The sequence below is a fragment of the Hahella sp. HNIBRBA332 genome (assembly GCF_030719035.1).
Lineage (GTDB): Bacteria > Pseudomonadota > Gammaproteobacteria > Pseudomonadales > Oleiphilaceae > Hahella.
Genome location: NZ_CP132203.1, coordinates 6,130,044 through 6,148,236 on the forward strand (window position 1 = coordinate 6,130,044; position 18,193 = coordinate 6,148,236).

The 18,193-nt window shown below is 56.8% G+C and carries 14 protein-coding genes; 6 read left to right on the forward strand and 8 right to left on the reverse strand.

Going from position 1 to position 18,193, the window contains the following annotated elements; all coding sequences use genetic code 11:
- Nucleotides 1-87 precede the first annotated feature (87 nt).
- Nucleotides 88-1,149 (reverse strand): patatin-like phospholipase family protein, encoded by a 1,062-nt coding sequence (locus tag O5O45_RS27150; RefSeq protein ID WP_305902434.1) that lies wholly within the window; start codon nt 1,147-1,149, stop codon nt 88-90.
- A gap of 30 nt (nt 1,150-1,179) precedes the next feature.
- Nucleotides 1,180-1,482, reverse strand: a complete 303-nt coding sequence (locus tag O5O45_RS27155; RefSeq protein ID WP_305902435.1) for a hypothetical protein — start codon at nt 1,480-1,482, stop codon at nt 1,180-1,182.
- A gap of 188 nt (nt 1,483-1,670) precedes the next feature.
- Between O5O45_RS27155 and O5O45_RS27160 the strand changes: the two genes are divergently transcribed.
- Nucleotides 1,671-2,723, forward strand: coding sequence for a PLP-dependent cysteine synthase family protein (locus O5O45_RS27160; protein ID WP_305902436.1), 1,053 nt, complete (start codon nt 1,671-1,673; stop codon nt 2,721-2,723).
- Nucleotides 2,724-2,767: 44 nt separating this feature from the next.
- On the opposite strand, the gene O5O45_RS27165 is transcribed toward O5O45_RS27160, so the two are convergent.
- From O5O45_RS27165 to O5O45_RS27175, 3 genes are all read right to left on the reverse strand, one after another.
- Nucleotides 2,768-3,568, reverse strand: coding sequence for a class I SAM-dependent methyltransferase (locus O5O45_RS27165; RefSeq protein WP_305902437.1), 801 nt, complete (start codon nt 3,566-3,568; stop codon nt 2,768-2,770).
- Nucleotides 3,569-3,848: 280 nt separating this feature from the next.
- Entirely contained in the window at nt 3,849-5,648 is a 1,800-nt protein-coding gene (locus O5O45_RS27170; protein WP_305902438.1) for an ATP-binding response regulator, read from the reverse strand.
- Between the two features lie 34 nt (nt 5,649-5,682).
- Nucleotides 5,683-6,189 (reverse strand): putative pterin-binding protein, encoded by a 507-nt coding sequence (locus O5O45_RS27175; protein WP_127974103.1) that lies wholly within the window; start codon nt 6,187-6,189, stop codon nt 5,683-5,685.
- Between the two features lie 368 nt (nt 6,190-6,557).
- Here O5O45_RS27175 and O5O45_RS27180 point away from each other — a divergent pair, with 368 nt between their 5' ends.
- From O5O45_RS27180 to O5O45_RS27190, 3 genes are read left to right on the forward strand one after another with little or no spacing between them, the layout of a single operon-like run.
- Nucleotides 6,558-7,211, forward strand: coding sequence for a glutathione S-transferase family protein (locus O5O45_RS27180; protein ID WP_305902439.1), 654 nt, complete (start codon nt 6,558-6,560; stop codon nt 7,209-7,211).
- A gap of 42 nt (nt 7,212-7,253) precedes the next feature.
- The gene (locus O5O45_RS27185) at nt 7,254-10,157 is read left to right on the forward strand and encodes a hypothetical protein (protein WP_305902440.1); all 2,904 of its coding nucleotides are present in this window, start codon (nt 7,254-7,256) and stop codon (nt 10,155-10,157) included.
- Nucleotides 10,150-11,049 (forward strand): mechanosensitive ion channel family protein, encoded by a 900-nt coding sequence (locus tag O5O45_RS27190; protein ID WP_305902441.1) that lies wholly within the window; start codon nt 10,150-10,152, stop codon nt 11,047-11,049. Before O5O45_RS27185 ends, O5O45_RS27190 begins: the two co-directional genes overlap by 8 nt.
- A 225-nt stretch (nt 11,050-11,274) precedes the next feature.
- Here O5O45_RS27190 and O5O45_RS27195 read toward each other — a convergent pair whose 3' ends face one another.
- Nucleotides 11,275-11,877, reverse strand: a complete 603-nt coding sequence (locus O5O45_RS27195) for a hypothetical protein (protein WP_305902442.1) — start codon at nt 11,875-11,877, stop codon at nt 11,275-11,277.
- Between the two features lie 494 nt (nt 11,878-12,371).
- Between O5O45_RS27195 and O5O45_RS27200 the strand changes: the two genes are divergently transcribed.
- A complete protein-coding gene (locus O5O45_RS27200) occupies nt 12,372-13,775 on the forward strand; it encodes a sodium:solute symporter family transporter (protein WP_305902443.1) in 1,404 nt (467 codons plus the stop codon).
- Between the two features lie 11 nt (nt 13,776-13,786).
- The gene (locus O5O45_RS27205) at nt 13,787-14,689 is read left to right on the forward strand and encodes a metallophosphoesterase family protein (RefSeq protein WP_305902444.1); all 903 of its coding nucleotides are present in this window, start codon (nt 13,787-13,789) and stop codon (nt 14,687-14,689) included.
- Here the strand turns inward: O5O45_RS27205 and O5O45_RS27210 are convergent.
- Nucleotides 14,638-15,621, reverse strand: coding sequence for a calcium/sodium antiporter (locus O5O45_RS27210; protein ID WP_305902445.1), 984 nt, complete (start codon nt 15,619-15,621; stop codon nt 14,638-14,640). The two genes, O5O45_RS27205 and O5O45_RS27210, sit on opposite strands and share 52 nt — an antisense overlap.
- A 73-nt stretch (nt 15,622-15,694) precedes the next feature.
- Complete coding sequence (locus O5O45_RS27215; RefSeq protein ID WP_305902446.1) at nt 15,695-18,193, reverse strand: bifunctional diguanylate cyclase/phosphodiesterase; 2,499 nt, start codon at nt 18,191-18,193, stop codon at nt 15,695-15,697.

The window sequence follows — 18,193 nt, forward strand, 5'->3', positions numbered from 1 at the left end:
GTCCCGGAGGGGGCGGCGGTGGTTTATCCCCGCTTAGCTTATCCTGTCCTTGCCCCTGTCCGTTTCCTTGCAAATAAGCCCCGGTTGTCAGGGCTGGAAGGGCTGAATGTCGTCCAGACCTTTGCCGGTGTCGACCATTTCATGCAAGGCGTCTGCCATGCGTTCGCTTTCCTGCAACACCGTGCGCCAGTATTTGAGGCGGGTGTCCGCGTCCAGATGCTTGAAATCGTTACGATCGGAGATTTTGCCGTAGGGAAGCTTAGCCACTAGTTCCCTGGACGGCGTCAGCATCAAGACGTTGTCATAATGGCGGGGATCGACGCGACGATAAGGTAATTTTTTATCCAGCCACCCCGGCGTCACCTGCTGACTGAAGTGCGGGTAGAGGACCAGTCCCTGGCTTTGATTAAAAGGCAGATCAAAGTGGTAATCCAGAATCCCGCCGTCCCGGTAAACGCCGTTGGGGGCGTCCGTAATGTTGGAAACGCCGGACAGCACCAGGGGAATCGCGCCGGAAGCCATTAACGCCTGCTCCAGATTCTGCGCATGCAGAGGCGCGGTGCGGGTGGGCAGATCCTTTAATTGCAGCGCCGGTTCAGCGCCTGTGTGAAACAGCACGCGTTCGAAAAACCATCCCAAAGCCCGCCGGCTCAGCGCATTGGCCCCGGCGGCCAGCGCCAAACCGAATAGCTGCAGCCAGACTTGTTCTGAAGCGGCGGGGCCTCGGCAGCGGTCCGCCAGAATATGCGTGCGAATCATGGGATGGGTGGCGACTTCCGCTGCGCCATTGGCGCCCAGCGTGGCTTGCACCATCAGTCGGGCTTTGGCGGTAATCTCCGTTGCGTCGGGCTTGTCGGAATAGCGTTCCTGGGAATAATGCTCCGCCAGCCGGGTGATCGCCGCCACCGGATCGGCCTGAGCGAAACAGGCCATGCGCCAGGCGCCTGCGGAGGAGCCGATGGTGTGCAACGGCGTACGGCGATCTTTGAAAAACTCCCCGGACAGATACTTATCCAGCCCGAACAGGATGAACCATTTGGGACCGCCGGACGCTCCGGCCATCAGGTTAAAGTCATTCGCTTTCAGACCGCGATTGCGGATGTGTTGCAAGGCCTTTGGGCCGGCGATCAGGGTTAGGGCGGATGACATGGCGAGCTCCCGTGAAACATCAGTGGGGCATCATGCCAAAGCAAAGGAAGAGCGACAAGCGTGCAGACGCCAGGAATAGGGTGGGAGGCCGGCGTTGCGACCGGCTCCCGGGTTGGCGTTTAAGCCGATGCCGTCCCTGGCGACGAAATACTTTTCGCTCCACAGCGCCTGAGCGCACGACTTTCCGGTTCCCGACGGCATCTGGGGATAACGCGCGCGCTGCCAATCGCCGCACACGTAGGCGCACAACGGGAACTGGCCGGAAAATTGCTGCAGGATTTGGGAGGGCGCGAATGCTACAGAAAGCCCCTGGCATTTACAAGGAAATCCCATCCGCCGCAGCGGTTAAAATGTCAGTGTTTGTAACTGAGTGTAAGGTAACGGAACAACTCACTTGCTCTGGTATATGTTTAATAAGGTTTGGACAAAAAGACTCGACAAATTGAGTAGTGGGTTTAATAGCTGAAGGCTATATACTTATAACTCTGAAAACTAACCATAGAACTAAGAGGTATTCGGGCATGTGTTGGGTCAGTGAGGCGATTCAGAAGATTGAGGCGGATTTCCAACGTTCGGCGGACACGCATTTGATCAAGGTCGATCTGCCCTGCATTCCGGATATTCATCTCTATTTGAAAGACGAGTCCACCCATCCTACCGGCAGCCTGAAACATCGTCTGGCGCGCTCCCTGTTTTTATATGGGCTATGCAACGGCTGGATTCGCGAGGGGACGACCATTATCGAAGCCTCTTCCGGCAGCACGGCGGTGTCCGAAGCCTATTTCGCCCGCTTGCTGGGATTGCCTTTTATCGCAGTGGTGCCGGCGTCCACGTCGCAGCAGAAGCTGGATCAGATCACGTTCTATGGCGGCAAGTGCCATAAAGTCAGCACCGGCAGCATTTATGACGAAGCTGAGCGACTGGCGCGGGAAGTCGACGGCCATTATATGGATCAGTTCACTTACGCGGAGCGGGCGACGGACTGGCGCGGCAACAACAATATCGCCGAATCCATCTTCCAGCAGATGCGGGCGGAACCCTTTCCCATTCCTACCTGGATTGTGATGAGCGCGGGCACTGGCGGCACCTCCGCCACCATTGGACGCTATCTGCGTTATCAGCAGCACGCCACCCGGCTCTGTGTGGCGGACCCGGAAAATTCGGTGTTCTACGATTACTACCAGACCCGCGATGCGTCCCTGACCCTGGCGCAACCGTCCTGTATTGAAGGCATCGGGCGTCCGCGGGTGGAGCCGTCCTTTATCGCCGGTATTGTGGACCGCATGATCAAGGTGCCGGATGCGGCGTCCATGGCGTCGCTGCGCTGGTTACAGCATTTGCTGAATCGTCGCTGCGGCGGCTCCACCGGCACTAACCTGTACGCCACCGTGCAGTTGCTGGCGGAGATGCGCGCCCGGGGCGAATCCGGTTCCGTCGTCAGTATGATCTGCGACGGCGGCGAGCGTTACCTGGATACTTACTATAATCCTCAATGGCTGCAGGACAAAGGCTTCAACACGGCTCCCTATGAAGAGCAACTCAAGCGTTTTGAATGCCGCGGGGAGTTGCACTGAACGTCGTCCGCCGCTGTTGATGCGGCGGCCTTCAACAACATCGATTAGTTCGCACAGACGGTGTCGTTGACCTGCACGGACGCGGCTCCCAGGCTGAGAAACTTGTCGCTGATGATGTTCGGTCGGCGGAATGCGATGTGCAATTCGTCGCTGAGTGACTCCAGATAAAAGCCGTGAGTTTGCAGCACATGTTGTAGACTGCGGCGAGTATGAAACGCCATGTGCGCGTTGCGCGGACAGGCGTACCACCAATCCACTCCCTGCATTTCAATATCTCTGGGCTGCAACAACGTGCTCAGCAACAGCGCGCCGTTCGGCGCCACCAACGAACAAAGTTCTTTGAACAGGTTGTGCTGATCGCTGACATGTTCCACCACTTCGAAGGTGGTGACCAGGTTGTAAATCCGGGATGGTTTTTTACCGTTGGCGTGATGGTGAGGGTCGTAGGTGGCGCAATCGCTGAAGCCCTGACGACGCAACAGACGCTCCAGGTGCCCTTCGCCGCCGCCGAAATCGAGCAGGGATTCATTCCTTAGATTATCGCCCAGGGCGCGCGTCAGGAATTGCGACAAACGTGCGGCGCGCTCGCCAGCGAAAGGAGGATCGGCTTTCAGGTATTCGCTGTTGTACACCAGCCGTTCGAAATCCGCATCGCTCCAATCATCGAAATAGGGCGTGAACATGAAGCCGCATTCGCGGCAACGGTAGTAATCGACTTGAATGAGGGACGGGGGGAAGACCCGGCGGCCTTCAAAATGATCACTGCCGGATTTGTTGAAGTCCGTGGCTCCCATATATTTCACACCGCCCAGGCAGATCCTGCAGGCGTGTACTGCTTTGTCCATAATCGCATCCATTTCTATGCTTATTAGTATCGTCGGCGCTGCCGGAGCGCATCCGACCGACGCCGTCCTGAACCCTTTTTCTTTTTTGATGGCCTACCTGCGCAGCAAGCGCTGCTGTGCGCACGCCAGCCGCGCCTCAGGCCCGAGGGGATGCGCCAGCGTGAATAGACCTATGCCGTTAATATAAAACGAAAAGCCGGGAAATATCCAAGTTTCGTTGGAAAGAGAATGGCGCGAAGCCAAAAAGCAGGCGTAAATGAAGGGAGAGGGCCAAACGCGCTTAGTGTGTTTGCGTACGACCGAGGTATTTGAAGATGGTGGATTTCATCTGCTCCACATCAATGGGCTTAAGAATGAATTCCTGAAATTTGAGGCCGAGTCGATTGGCTTCCTGACTGCCGTTCACATTGGCGGTGACGGCGATGATGGGAATGTCGGCGAGGTCCGGGTCTTCCTGAAAGCGGGAGCAGACATCCAGCCCGGAAGTGGTGGGCAGGTTGAGATCCAACAACACCAGTTGCGGACGGTAAGTGCGGGCCATGGCGATGCCCTGTTCGCCATTATTGGTGGTCAGCAGCTGAATGTTGCGCAGACTGGCGAAAAGACTTTCCATCAGGCGGATGTTGGAGTAGTTGTCTTCGATATAGAGCACCGTGGCCTTGGGCGCAGCCAGGATCTCTAAATCCGGCGGGCGCGGCGACACGGCTTTGACGGCGCTTCGATCCTGAGCTTTGACCACATCGAGAATCGGGAATTTCACCCAGAACAGACTGCCTTGTCCTTCTTTCGATTTGAAGCCGATCTGGCCGTTCATCAACAGCACCAACTGCTGACTGAGGGCGAGTCCGATGCCGGTGCCTTCGATCGCCATATCCTGGGCCAGGCGTTCGAAGGGTTTGAATACCTTATGGTGATCTTTCTTGTGAATGCCGATGCCGTTGTCCGCCACGCTCAGGCACAGCATGCCGCTGCGGCTTTCGTGCTCCAGTTCAATTTTCACCCAGCCGCCTTTGCGATTGTACTTGATGGCGTTGGTGAGGAAATTGGTGAGCACCTGAACCATGCGGGTGTGATCCACTTTAATCAAATAGTCCAGACGCACTTCCGGTTCATAGACGCTGATGTTGTTCATCATCGCCATGGAGCGGATCATGGACACGGACTCATTGACCAGAGACTGCACGGAGCAGGGCTCGATACTGATGCTGAGCTGGCCGCTCTCGATCTTGGACAGGTCCATGATGTCGTTGATAAGAGAGAGCAGGTGTTCGCTGGCCTTGTAGATTTCGTCGATATTCTGCATCTGCTCCCGGGACAGATTGCGGCTTTCCATTTGCATGAGCTGGGCGAAGCCCATGACCGCATTTAGCGGCGTGCGCAGTTCGTGGCTCATGTTGGAGAGGAAACGGCTCTTGGCGTCGCTGTTGGCCTCCGCCCGACGGCGGTGGAAATCGGCTTCGACTTTGGCCTGTTTGGCCAGATACATCAGCCAGTACAGAGAAATGAAACCGATCAATACGGTCACCGCCAGCACTGACAGCAGCACTTCCGCATAGAAGAAGATATTGGCCAGCTCATCCCGTTTCGCCACTCGCAAGGTTACCTGCTCCTGGTGAGCGATCAGCGTCAGTTCATGAGCGATGCGGCGGGTTTCGTCGAGCTTGTCGATCAGTTCGGGCAGTATCGGGTCCGGGTCGTTGACGGCGTTGTCGAACAGGGGCGACAGGGCTTCGATCTGATAGGTGACGGAGGTCATCAAGGCCTGAGTTTTCGGCAGAACGCTAATGGCTTCGCGAAACTCGCCTTTCTTGAACAGGTCCGTGCGGCTGAGCAGCACCGAGTAACGGATATCCAGGTCTTCCGGCAGGTGGTCGCCATGCTGCAGCGCATGGGCGATGATCAGCATATTCATCACTTCCACTTCGATTTGATGAATAGACCAATACAAATCGTCCTTCGCGACACGCACCTCCAACGCACCTTCGCGTAACGTGACTATGGTGGCGGTAACGGCGATGGCGAGTATGACTGTGGCGGCGGCTAATACAACACCGAGAATCGACCGAATTCGCTTGACCAAAAATATCTACTCTGAAAATGACGCGTTACGCGGGTTACTCGACTTTTATCTGAACAAGTTGCCATATGCAACGTTGAAAGAAAATTTCATTTTTGGTTTCGGGGACAAGGTCGAAGGGATATATGACGAAAACCGGACCTTTTTCCCTGATGTTTAACGTTTCTCCATCTATACGCGTGGCCAGCACGACATCATAGGTTTGAAAATCCTGAATCGGAATGTTGGTGGCGTAGTCGTTCAGAGCGATGGCTTTGACTTTGCCGCCCTGCGCTCCCACCAGTTTCATCAGATCACGCGCCAGCGGGCCGGAAAATGTCTTCGGCGCATCAAACCAGGGCGTACTGGTCTTGATGCTGTGCTGGGGCAGTTGATCAAGCATAGCCAGATCGAATTTCGCTACGTTCCTACCGTTAGTGTTGGCGATTTTACCGCTGACGGTAAGCACGGCCCTTCCCTGTGGCGCATTGAGTCCCTCTGCGAGGGCGGGGGCGCAAATCAATCCCAGCCCGAATACTACCAAAATAAGACGCAGTGCTTTCATGACGCCCTCAAATGACCATTTCCTTCATAAAAATAACCGACAAGCATGAGCTTTGAATGACGGACAGGCAAATTTTTTTCGGGCTTTGGACCTCGAATTCTCCCTGCGGAAACGCCTCGGAAGCATGCTGCAGCCGTTCAAGGAACAGTTGTAATTAAATAATAATAGACGGATTCGCATTAAATGCTGAGTCAGTTTCTTATCTGGCCCCATAAATTGACAGAAAAGCGGTCGTTTTCATAGTTCGCCCGCGTAAAAAGATTTTTCCAACTAAACGCACGCAACTCTATGAAAATAATACTTCTTTCGCTCACTATCTAGGATTGCCGGATAATTTGATCTAAAGTTGTCCAGTCAAAGGAGGACTTATGCAAACTGAACTTACTCTCGTTATTGGCAATAAGAATTACTCGTCGTGGTCTTTACGCGCGTGGCTGCCATTGAAGCGCAGCGGGCTGGCGTTTTCAGAGGTGTTTGTTCCCCTGATGACGCCAGGTTACAAAGAAAAACTGTTGCAATACTCCCCGGCTGGAAAAGTACCGGCGCTGTTGATCGACGGCCGTCCGGTATGGGACTCGTTGGCCATCGCTGAATGGGTGGCGGAGCAGAAGCCGGATTTTTGGCCTCACGATTCCATGGATCGGGCATGGGCCCGCGCAGTGACCGCGGAAATGCATTCCGGTTTCGCCGGCGTGCGCGGCGCCATGCCGATGAACTGCCGCGCAAGCGATCGTCGAGTGGAATTGGATGAGGCGACCCGGGAGGAAGTCGCGCGTATCTGCGAAATCTGGACCCAGTGTCGGGAGACTTTCGCAGACCGCGGTCCCTGGTTGTTCGGAGATTGGAGTATCGCTGACGCTTTTTATGCGCCAGTAGCGTCCCGTTTCCGCACCTACGGCGTCGAAGTCAACGCGGCTTGCGCAGGCTATATCGAAGCGACCTTGAGCGACCCGTTAATGCAGGAGTGGTTATCCCATGCGCAGCAGGAAACGCAAGTCATCGAAAAAGCAGAGGCGGGATAACCTCCTCGCGCCTGCGGACGTAATCGAAATTTGATGCCTTCGATGCAAACCTTCTCAACCGTAGCGTGCGGCGCCAGCCGCCGCTGCGTCACCGCCTTTCATGTCGTGTTTTTGTCGCGATGGCGCTGGGCCCTGATTGGGCTTTTGGCGTTATTGACGGCGCATCAACCTGTCTTCGCCCGTGATCCCTGTGACGCAATTTCTCTGTTGGAACAACAATGGCGCGTGCGTCTTGCGGAGTCGCAACGGGATTTGGCGTCGTTCGCCGCGCTGCGGCGCGGAGACGTGGAGCCCGGATTTCAACTGTCCCATCTGACGCCAGTGGCGCTGGATGATGACTCCGCCGTAGAAGACTACATACAGGTTCTGCGTTCCGATGGCTATCTGCCAATGTCGCCGTCCGGACTGGATCAGTGCGCGCGACTGACTAAGGCGATGCAAACGCTGCGAACGGAGCTGACAGCCCAATTAACGGCATTGCGGGAAGCGCGGCTGATGTTGCTTACTCAATCCGTGGATATTCGATGGGCGTTACAGCGACTGTTGTTGAGGCTGGAGCGCCTGCAACCGTTAGCTGTTGAACTTACGCATCGTCAGGCGGCGTCGCAAAATGTCGGGCCTGACGCTGTTAATTCCGCCATTGACGCCGAAGCGCAGGCCGAAGCAGTGCGACGGACCGCCGCCGTCGAACGTTTGACGGCGATAAATCAGCGCACGCAGGCTTTGTTGGCGGAATTGTCTGCGCATTTATTTAAGGACGCCGCGTCCGGGAACCTGGACGTTTTGTGGCCGCAGATCCTGGCGCTGAGCGGCAATCCTGTGCGGGAGCTGGCGATGCGACTGCCTGATTTGCAAGCGCAGCCTCAGGCGCTGGCTGAAGCTATAGAAGCTCTGCGCGTGCAAGCCACCTATCTGCGTAACCACCGCATTGCGGACGACGGCGTGAGAGCTGCGCTGCGCGCCTGGCGAGAACCGCAGCGGGAATGGACCGGGTTGCGGCAGGAGTTGGTCATGCTGCCGGAAATGACCCTGAATGCGTTGATCGGCCCGGTGATGGAAGAATACACACTGGCCCGTGAACGCCAGGAACAGATTACGCTGTTGTCGCTGTGGTCGTTGCAGGTGATTCTGCTGGCCCTGGCCGCCTGGTCAATGGCGCGCGCCGCGGCCTGGTCAACCCAGGCGCTGTCGCAATTGCAGCGACGACTGTTGCGACTGCTGGGACAGACCGCCGCCATGCGACTGGTCAACGGTCTGTTCTGGGTGCTGAAGCCCAATGCGCCCTGGCTGATGATCTGGTGGCTGTCCGTCACCCTCAGCAACCTGTCTCCTTCTCATTGGTACTTATTTCACCTGCTGCGCCCTTTGGGTGTCGCTTACGCTTTGTTTCGCGGCATTCGAGTCATGAGCGAATGGCTGTTTTCCCGTATGTATGGGCAAAACGGCGTCTTCGTCACTCAGCAGACCGGCGAACTGCTGCGGGCTGAGGCGGGACGTCTGGCGGTCAGCGCCGTGGTGTGTTGGGCGTTGCGGGAAGTGGCGTTAGCCACCGGAGGCGGCTACGTTTATTTCATCGTGCAGAGCGCCGTGATTCTGTATCTGTGGTGTCTGGCGATTGTGTCATTGCGCCGTCATGGCGATGTCTGCCGCAAGTTCATTTGTCGTTTGAGTAAGGTGAACTCGCGCGAGTCCTGTTCGCTTCTGCTGGATCGTCCCTGGATCATTCCCTGGTGGCCGCTGTTGTTCATCGCTGCGCAGGCCTGGGATCTGCTGCTGCGGTTGCATCAGCTGCTGGGACAGTTCGACGCTTACCGTTCTCTCAGCGTGCGCATTTTGCGTCTGCATCTGGAAACCGCCACCAGTGCGGAGACAGAGGGCGAAGACGCGGAGGCGGATGAGTATCAGGCCCGTTCCTACCGTTACTGGATGTTGGATCGTCCTCGCGAGGAACAGGCGGTTGTCGCCCAGGACGCTCTGCTGACGACATTGACTAAACCTGCGGCCGACTGGGCGGAGAAGGCGGGAGCAGACAATATGCTATTGCTGGTGGGGGAGCACGGCAGCGGCAAGACGTCTCTGGTCCGCCAGTTTGAGAAACACTGGGACAAGACGCCGGTGCGTTTTCTCAGCGCGCCGCCGAAACTCACTTCTGTAGAGGCGGTGACCGCGTTTCTTGCCGACTCCGCAGCCGTCGGCGATGAGCGAAAGGGGGAGGGCGCGCCGGCTGCGCAGAAAAAAGTCGTGATCGTCGATCAGGCGGAAAACTTTCTGCTCGCCCAAGTGGGAACCCTGGATGGCGTAAAAGCTTTCCTGCAGCATCTTAACGACGCCTCACCGGACACCTTCTGGATCGTGGTCATGCATGCGCCGACTTGGCGTTATCTCAGCCGAGTGTTCCAACGACACCATCAATTCTCCATCATCACCGCCATGCCCAAGTGGAGTCCCACAGACATCCGCAAACTGTTGTTGTCCCGTCATCATGCCTCCCATCGCCGCCTGCGTTACGATGAACTATTGCTGTCGGCGCTGGCGGGAACGGAGTCCGCATCCTTCAAAGCCGCGGACACTCGCGTCTTCAACCTGATGTGGGAATTGAGCGCGGGCAATCCTCTGACGGCGTTGCATCTGTGGCTGGAATCCGCCCGTTTCGATGACCGCACGGTGGAGATCGGTATCCCTCAACGGATGGCGACTTCCGTGCTGAACGCCTTGCAGGACGACGAGTGCTTCATGCTGGCGGCGGTGATTCAGCATGAGAACCTCACTGCGCTGGAGATCGCCGCCGCCACCACTTTACCGCTGGCCATGGTGCGGCAGACGCTGAAATCCGGCTGCGCGGTGGGTATTTTGTGGGGAGATGAGAAAGACAGATATCGCGTGCATGCGCTGTGGTATCCGGCTTTAACCACTTACCTGGGCAGGAAGAATATTCTGCATGGATAACCAATCGGTCGAAAATCTGTTGCAACTGGGCGGAATGTTCGAGCCCGGCAAAATCGCGCTGCTGGCCCTGGGTATCTTTATCCTCTGGGGCGTCAACCGGGCGGCCCGGCGTCTGTCCGACAGCCTGATGGACAAGCTGCCCAGTCAGCGTTTCCTGACCTTGCAGGTGATCACTTTATTCAGCTTTATCTGGTACATCGGCGGCGCCTATTGGCTATTGGTGACGGTGATCGAACCGCCGAAGGAATTCCTGCTGGCCGTTGGCGGCAGCGCCGTGGTGGCGATAGGCTTTGCATTGAAGGACATCGCTGCGTCAATGATTGCGGGCATCATGCTGCTGTTTGACCGGCCTTTTCAGGTGGGGGATCGGGTGGCGTTCGGCGACGACTACGGTGAGATTGTCAGCATTGGCTTACGCTCTGTGCGTCTGCGCACGCTGGACGACAACATGGTGACGATTCCCAACTCCCGTTTCATCACGGAGACGGTCTCGAGCGGCAATACCGGCGCGCTGGATATGATGGTGGTGACGGAGTTTTATCTATCCCTTGATGCGGATCTGGAGCTGGCGCAAAACCTGGTTTACGAAGTGCTGGCCACCAGCCGCTTCATCTTTCTGAAGAAGCCGATCAGTTGTGTTATGACGGAAGTGGCGTTGGCGGATCGTCTGGCGGTGCGTCTGACGGCCAAGGCTTATGTGCTGGATGTGCGCTTCGAGAAAGCTTTCCAAAGCGATGTGGTGATGCGGGTGGAGCGTCAGTTCCGCGCCCATCATATCGCCCGTCCACAGCGGGACGGCGCGCGTGAAAGCGAAGCCGGGCGTGACGCCGTTGCATCCGCGTCAATACAGAGCACGTCTTATCGACCGCCTGAGGCGCCCGTCGCAGACTGAGCGCAATGGCCGCAACAAGGCGACCGTCGTAAAGCTTTGTCACTGGCGGTGATAAAGTGGTTGGTGCGGAGCATAGCCCGGCGTATTTCCAACCGCCGGTCAGGCTTGGCTGCGAGTCGGGCGCAAAGGTCCTCCTGGACGGCGGCCCCGCCTGTGCCTGGCGGTGTGTGCGGGAAGCGCCGCAAGTCAGTTGCGGCGCGCCACATCAGTTACGGAAAACAGGGATCAGCGTTTGAACCAGCCTGAGATTTGATCCAGCCAACCTTTTTCGTTGGCGGCTTTCTCTGGCGTATCCTCCCGGTCCAAATGCGTGGCGGTCGCTTCCGACAGACCCGGGGGCAGGTCATATTTCTCCTTGTAGGCGTCGATGCACATCAGCATCTTGCCATAAGCCTCCGAATCCTCGGTTATGCCCCGTAATTCGCAGATGCGTTTTACGGATAGCTCGAACGCTTTCTCAAAGCCATGCTTGTCCACCGATACCGATTTAAACAACGGCTTCCGCCCTGGAAGCTTCACCCGTAGTTTAAATTCCGTGGCGGGCTTGCGGCCCTCCCGATGCCGGGTTTGCAATTGCAACCCGAGGATGGTGCCATCCTCGTGGATCAATGTATCGCCTTTCAACATCATGAGCTGACGAACGGCGGACTGCCATTGTTCCAACCGCTGATCGATTTCCTTCGCCTCTTTCATCGCCCTTTTCATGGCTGATTTCGAGGCCCCTTCAACCCGCACGTAGCGTTGTTGCTCGCGCCCGTTGATGGCGCGGGTAATTCGCAGGTAGGTACGAGTGCTGTCGCTGCTGTCTTTGAAAACGGTAATGCCCATATCAATTCACTTTGCTTGAGGAATGAGGAGCTTTATCAAGCTGATTTCGTATAACGAATTCAGAATTGGATAGTCTTCGAAGAATTGAATATCAATACGCTAAAGCGGTGGTATTGGATCAACCTTGGCAACTATCTATCAGATAACGCTTCCCAGTCCATACAATCTCCCTAAAGATGTTGATACCAAACCGAGGGGCGCCACAAATGATACCGCTCCGATAAGTCCTTGTTCGGATCTTCATTCATAACGCACGATTACTGCTGGTGATCGGCGGCGCGGAATGCGCCTGACCCACTATAAGAGACGACTACAATAACGTCACACCTATCAATATAACCACACTCCGTGATTTTTCAAATAGGCTTCATGAGTACATATGTAAATAATGTCTATTCGTTCGAAATCAAGCTAATTTTAGAAAGTTAAGGAAACTTTAATGCAAATAATTGGTCCTATATTCGCATGTTATTACAGGCCTGTAGGGGTATTTCATGGCAACGATGTTTTTGCCGGCTTTCGTGGCGGTCATCGCTATTTTCAGCATTTTTCTCTCGCCGCGCGCCAAAAGTGACGGCGCTTTCTTCAAAGGCCTCTCACCGGATGGCCGCCAACCCAGCTTAATAACGCTGATATTTTCACAGGTCACTACCTGGATTTTCGCCAGATCCCTGATGAATGCGGCGATCCTGGGATACTACTATGGCCTGTGGGGCGCACTGGCCTACGCGGCCTATTACCTATCTTTTCTGACTGGCGCGGCCATTATCGACAGTCTGCGATTTCGTCACGGTTGCGGGAGCGTTCAGGAATTTTTACGGTTGCGCTTCGGTGGCGCAGGCGCCTCTTGTTATAACCTGGTCATTGCGATTCGTTTGGTCAGCGAAGTGTTCGCCAATTTACTGGTGATCGGCATTCTCTTTGGCTCCGATGGCAGTCATGCCTACGTGATCGCCATTCTCGGCTTTTCCGCCATCACGCTTCTGTATTCCGCCTTGGGCGGCCTGCATGCCTCTTTGCGCACGGACGTCTTTCAGATGGGCGTCTTTCTAGTCGTTCTCGCCGCGCTGTTGGCGGTGGCGTTCACCGCGGACGACTTTAGTTTTGCGACGCTGTTGTTCAAACCCTTTGTTATCGATGATCCCGGTCCTATCCTGCTGGCGGTGGCGCTGTTGCAGGTATGGAGCTATCCCATGCATGACCCGGTCATGATGGATCGCGGCTTTCTGGCGGACAGGCAAACCACGCGGAAAAGCTTTGTTCATGCCGCCTGGATCAGCAGTCTGTGCATTACGCTGTTTGGATGTCTGGGCGTGTTCGCTGGCGCGCAGGCGCTGCAGGGCGAAGACATGAACGCGGCGTTGACACGACTGCTGGGGGAAACGCCGATGTTGATATTCAGCGCTGCGTTGGTGGTGTCAGCCATGTCCACATTGGATTCCACTCTGTCCAGCTCCGCCAAGTTAGCGGCGGTGGATATGGGTCTGTTGCGCCCGACCCTGGCTAACGGCCGCATCGCCATGACGGTATTCATGCTGGCGGGGCTGCTGTGCGTCTTTTTTGGCGGCAAGGACCTGTTCGCTGCGGTGGCGGTGAGTGGAACCGCCTCCATGTATCTGACGCCAGTGGTGTTTTTCTCTTTATGGCGTGACTGGCGTGATGTGCCGCTATGGAGCTATTTGACCAGCTTCTGCGTGGCGGTGGGGGGCGCGGCGCTTTATTTCATGGAGTCGTCCGGGTACAGCAACCTCATTGAGCCGCTTTTCGGCGTTAGCCATAAATACAGCAAACTGTTGCTGATTTCCCTGGTCGTGATGGCGGTGGGATGCGCCGCTTTTTGGGTGGGAGCGCGCGCTCCGTTTCGTTCGTCCCGCACGCCGCAACCGGTGCTGGAGTGAAGGCGGCGCTGATGACGTTAATGCGGAAAACTCGTGACCTTGGGGCATTTGATGACGCCGTCATGGTGTTTGGCGGTCCCTACGGCAACCTTCAGGCGACTCTGGCGTTGTGGAAGCAAGCGGAGGAGTTAGGCGTCCCCCCGGATCGAATCATTTGCACCGGGGATGTCGCCGCCTACTGCGCGGAGCCGCAGGAGGTGGTGGCGGCTATACGCGACTGGGGCGTGCAGGTTCTGATGGGGAACTGCGAAGAATCGCTGGCTGAAGACGCCGCCGACTGTGGATGCGGATTCGCCGCCGGCAGTCAGTGCGCGGTGCTGTCGGAAGATTGGTACAGCTACTGTCGCCAGGCTTTGTCCGCGGAGTCCAGGGCCTGGATGGGGACTTTGCCCCGTCGTATCCAGTTTCGATTGGGTCCTTGGCGCGCTGCGGTGATACATGGCGGCGCTGAGAGGCTGAATCGATTCATTTTCGCATCCACGCCGCTGGCGACCAAACAAGACGAAATGGCGCACTGCAATGCGGATCTGGTGATCGCCGGTCATTGCGGGATTCCTTTCACCCAGGCGATTAATGGCGTGGTCTGGCATAACCCGGGCGTCATCGGCATGCCCGCCAATGATGGCGCCCCGGATGTGTGGTGGGCGTTGTTGCGAGTGGATAGAGGGGGACGTTTGCGCATACGCCATCAACGCCTGAGCTATGATTATCGCCTCGCTCAGGAGAGGATGCGCCGCAGTGGTCTCGATAATGGCTACGCCAGCGCCCTGGCCAGTGGCTTATGGCCCAGTATGGACGTGTTGCCCCCTGCGGAGCGCGCGCAACAAGGCGCGCCCCTCTCTTTTCCTGCGGAGCTGATGTATCAGGCGAGAGACGCCTGCGACAGCGCCGATTGCACTAACCAGATTGTGTAGGCGGCGTAACAGGCGATCAGCAAACCGCCTTTGGTGCGGTTGATCAGGCCCTGGTTGGCGCGGCTATAACAGAATGCGAACAGGGTGATGGTGAGGAACCCCATGACCGGAAAATCCCGATAGAGGATGTCCGACTCTGTGGTTAATGGGTGAATGGCGCCGGCGATGCCGATCACCGTCAGGGTGTTGAACAGGTTGGAGCCGATGACGTTGCCCAGGGCGATATCGTGCTCCCCCTTGCGGGTCGCGGCGATGGCGGACGCTAATTCCGGCAGCGAGGTGCCGATGGCGACGATGGTCAGACCGATAATCAGGTCGCTGACGCCAAAGAAAGAAGCGGTCTCCACTGCGCCCCACACTAACATGCGGGAGCTGGCGGTGAGCAGCAGCAAGCCGACGACGAGCCAGATCAACGCCATCTTCAGGCTCATATGATCCTGTTCGTATTCCGATTCCAGCTCGCCCACCAGGGCGTCGCCATCTCCCTTCAGACCGGTCATGATCGACCAGCCCATCACGACTACGAAAATACCGAGCAGGATGAAGGCGTCGATTCTGCTCAGGTGTTTATCCAGCAACAGTAAGATGGCGACCGCGCTGACGCCGATCAGGATGGGAAGCTCCCGCCGCACGATGCCGGATTTAACGGCGATAGGACTCAACAGGGCGGTGACGCCGAGAATCAGGGCGATATTGGTGATGTTGGAGCCGATAGCGTTGCCAAGCGCCAGACCGGGGCTGCCTTCCAGCGCCGCGAGGGCGGACACCACCATTTCCGGCGCGGAGGTGCCGAAGCCGACGATGACCATGCCGATCAGCAGGGCGGGCATGCCAGCGTGTTTGGCGGTGGCGGCGGCGCCGTCCACAAAACGGTCCGCGCTCCATAGCAGGACGATTAACCCGACGAAAATAGCGGCTGCGGCGATCAGCATAGGCTCCTCAATGCGGCGTTAACGTTGAGGGCCGTAATCTATCAGATACTTAGCGCCAGCCCAAGGGGAGGGATCAGGGGCGCCAGCTCGACTCCACTTGGGTATGTTGCCGCAGAAAATCGCGCATGCCATCCGCCGGCAGGGGCTTGGCGACGTAGTAGCCCTGAATCAGGTCGCAGCGATGCAGACTGAGGAAATCCAGTTGTGTGCGCTCTTCCACGCCTTCCGCCACCACCTCGATGCTGAGTTCTTTGGCTAAAGCCAGAATCGCTTTGATGATCGCCCGCCCCTGGCTGTCGTGGTTGATTTTATCGACGAAGGACTTGTCGATTTTGAGCTGGTCGATGGGAAGATCGCGTAAAGACGCGAGGGATGAATAACCCGTGCCGAAGTCGTCCATGGAAATGCTCACTCCCAGGTTCTTCAGCGCGTTTAATTTGTCCACGCCCACCTTGCCGGATTGCATCATGGCGGTTTCGGTGATTTCCAGGTCCAGGCAGTCCGGATTCAGGCCACTCTGGGTCAGCGCCTCCCGGGTGACGGCGACGATATCGGTGGCGCTGCCGAACTGGAGCGCGGAAATATTTACCGACATGCGGATTTCGTCCAGGCCTTCGGCTTGCCATTCCCGGCACTGACGACAGGCCTCCTTCAGCACCCAACTGCCGATTTCAATGATCTGACCGGTTTCCTCCGCAATGGGGATAAACTCCGCTGGAGAGACGAAGCCGCGCTCTGGATGACGCCAGCGCAGCAGCGCTTCGCAACCCATCACATTGCCAGCCAGCGCGGACACTTGAGGCTGGTAGTAAAGCTCGAATTGTCCCTTCTGCAAGGCGCTGCGGATGTCGCTGATAATTTGATGGCGCTCCACCGCCATCTGATTCATTTTCTTGTCGAAATACTCGAATCCATTACGGCCCTGACGCTTGGAGTGGTACATGGCGATATCAGCGCACTTCAGCAATTCATGGGCGTCCTTGCCGTCTTCCGGATAGACGGCGATGCCTACGGAGGCGCCCAGCAGGAAGCTGTGGGACTCAATGAGGAACGGCGCCCGCATCGCGTCCAGCAGCCTTTTCACAATGTGGGAAACGTCCATGGGCGATTGCAGATGGTTGACTACGATGGCGAACTCGTCGCCGCCGATGCGCGACATTTTGGTCGCTTCCATGGCCTCATATTGCGCCGACATATCCGCCACCAGATCCTCGACGCGCAAGACGTTGTGCAGACGCTGGGAAATTTCCTTCAGCACCAGGTCGCCAGCTTCATGGCCGAGAGAATCATTGACGTCCTTGAAGCCGTCGATGTCAATATACAACAGGCCGAGACGGAAATTATGTCGCGCCGCTTCGGTGATGGCGCGATGCAGAAAAGCGCCGAAAGTATGTCGATTGGCCAGCCCGGTCAGGCTGTCGTGATAGGCGATGAAGGTCAGTTTGGAGGCCGTGGCGCGCAAGTTGCCGTCCATGTTCTTGAAGGCTCTGGCCAGCTCGCCGATCTCATCCCGTCGTCGCAGGGTGGACTGAAAATCCCGGGCGGCTTCCGGCGGCGTCTCCGCATGGCTCTCGCCCAGTATCTGAGCCAGCTGGGTGACCCGGGAAATAGGCTTGATCAACTGCCCGTGCACCACGCTGAATATCAGTGCGCTGGTGATAACAATCAGCACCAGGGTCAGCCAGGCTACTTGATTGGCCAGATAGAAGGCGTTTTCCTTTAGTTCGCTCATCGGCCAGACGCCGACGATACGCAGGTCAGGCAGCACTTCTCTTTGCAAGGTCAAATAGTAGTTGCCTGGTTCGCCAATCACGACCGCCTCGCGGCTTTCGGAGGGGGGAGGAAGATGATCGAAGACTTCGCTATGGCTGACTGGGTGCTCGCCATCCCCCTGAAGATAGGGCGTTCCGGCGGCGTCGACCAGCATCACGTGGCCGTGTTTGCCAATATGCGTGGACTGAATGTTTTTGGCGATATCGTCCAGGCGACTGGCGATCACCAGACTGCCGGCGCGGTCGCTTTCATCGATGGTTCGCCAGTCTGTGAAAGTGGATAGCGAAATAGATGCGCCCACCAACAGCAGAGGCGCGCCTGAGACGGCGCGGATGACGCAGGTTTTCTCTTTTTCAGGCTGCCCCTTGTCCGCGTTGATCCAGGCCTGCGTTATGGCGTCGGCGTTGTCTTTGAATGCAGCCTGGGGGAGGCTGGTCTGGGGTTTGCCGTCAGCGTCCAGAATCCGCATGTCGATGTATTCGGGAAAAATCTCCTGATAAGAGCGAAACAGTTCCAGCACCGGGCGATAAAACAGGAAGAAGCGTTGCTCTTCGTCATCGGTCATGAAGTACTGACGAATCAGGTTTGATTTGGAGATCAGGCGCAGATTGCCCTGAGCGACATCGACCCGGCGCTGCAGATTCGCCTGGGCTACATTCAGCTGGTCCACCAGTTGATCATTCACCTGGATCAGAAAGTTTTCCGACTGGCGGTGATACAACAACAGCCCTGCGACGATCAATGGCAGCATGATCAATGGCAGCAGCATTAATGTAATTCGGGTTTTGAGTCTGAACAT

What these genes read in the sequence shown, in the direction of transcription:
- O5O45_RS27175 (WP_127974103.1), bottom strand. Translation starts at nt 6,189, where the DNA reads ATGAAAGCACTGCGTCTTATTTTGGTAGTATTCGGGCTGGGATTGATT.
- O5O45_RS27180 (WP_305902439.1), top strand. Translation starts at nt 6,558, where the DNA reads ATGCAAACTGAACTTACTCTCGTTATTGGCAATAAGAATTACTCGTCG.
- O5O45_RS27195 (WP_305902442.1), bottom strand. Translation starts at nt 11,877, where the DNA reads ATGGGCATTACCGTTTTCAAAGACAGCAGCGACAGCACTCGTACCTAC.
- O5O45_RS27160 (WP_305902436.1), top strand. Translation starts at nt 1,671, where the DNA reads ATGTGTTGGGTCAGTGAGGCGATTCAGAAGATTGAGGCGGATTTCCAA.
- O5O45_RS27150 (WP_305902434.1), bottom strand. Translation starts at nt 1,149, where the DNA reads ATGTCATCCGCCCTAACCCTGATCGCCGGCCCAAAGGCCTTGCAACAC.
- O5O45_RS27200 (WP_305902443.1), top strand. Translation starts at nt 12,372, where the DNA reads ATGGCAACGATGTTTTTGCCGGCTTTCGTGGCGGTCATCGCTATTTTC.
- O5O45_RS27210 (WP_305902445.1), bottom strand. Translation starts at nt 15,621, where the DNA reads ATGCTGATCGCCGCAGCCGCTATTTTCGTCGGGTTAATCGTCCTGCTA.
- O5O45_RS27155 (WP_305902435.1), bottom strand. Translation starts at nt 1,482, where the DNA reads ATGGGATTTCCTTGTAAATGCCAGGGGCTTTCTGTAGCATTCGCGCCC.
- O5O45_RS27190 (WP_305902441.1), top strand. Translation starts at nt 10,150, where the DNA reads ATGGATAACCAATCGGTCGAAAATCTGTTGCAACTGGGCGGAATGTTC.
- O5O45_RS27215 (WP_305902446.1), bottom strand. Translation starts at nt 18,193, where the DNA reads ATGTTCAGACTCAAAACCCGAATTACATTAATGCTGCTGCCATTGATC.
- O5O45_RS27185 (WP_305902440.1), top strand. Translation starts at nt 7,254, where the DNA reads ATGCAAACCTTCTCAACCGTAGCGTGCGGCGCCAGCCGCCGCTGCGTC.
- O5O45_RS27165 (WP_305902437.1), bottom strand. Translation starts at nt 3,568, where the DNA reads ATGGACAAAGCAGTACACGCCTGCAGGATCTGCCTGGGCGGTGTGAAA.
- O5O45_RS27205 (WP_305902444.1), top strand. Translation starts at nt 13,787, where the DNA reads ATGACGTTAATGCGGAAAACTCGTGACCTTGGGGCATTTGATGACGCC.